Origin of the sequence: Streptomyces sp. Y20, from assembly GCF_043195475.1 — a bacterium.
Taxonomy (GTDB): Bacteria; Actinomycetota; Actinomycetes; order Streptomycetales; family Streptomycetaceae; genus Streptomyces.
Genome location: NZ_JBIDDP010000040.1, coordinates 1 through 470 on the forward strand (window position 1 = coordinate 1; position 470 = coordinate 470).

1 protein-coding gene is annotated in these 470 nt (G+C 42.3%); it reads right to left on the reverse strand.

The window, feature by feature from the left end:
- Positions 1-470: TonB-dependent receptor plug domain-containing protein (locus tag ACGFT1_RS35745; protein WP_373913154.1), on the reverse strand; the 470-nt coding region annotated here is incomplete at both ends.

Consider the following 470-nt stretch of genomic DNA (forward strand, 5'->3'; position numbering starts at 1 on the left):
TAATTGGCTCCTGCCTGATAAGTATCTCCATCATTTCTTCCGCTTACTCCATAGGTAAGACTTGCAGAGGCTCCTGCATTTTTTTTAAGAATAATATTGATGACTCCGGCAATGGCATCAGAACCATATTGTGCGGCTGCTCCGTCTCTTAAGACTTCAATTCTGTCAATAGCAATGATCGGAATTGTACTCAGATCTGTTGCTACAGAGCCATTCCCTACGGTATTCTGATAATTTACCAAAGAGGTTGTGTGTCTTCTTTTTCCGTTAAGCAATACCAAAACCTGATCAGGGCCCATTCCTCTTAACGTTACGGGATCAATATGCTCTGTACCATCTGAAGCAGACTGTCTTACTGCATTAAACGACGGGATCACATAGTTCAGGAGATCCTGAGCGGTCATTTGTGGAGAGCTTCTCTGGATTTTATCAATATTGATCACATCTACAGGAACCGGTGTTTCCAGTTT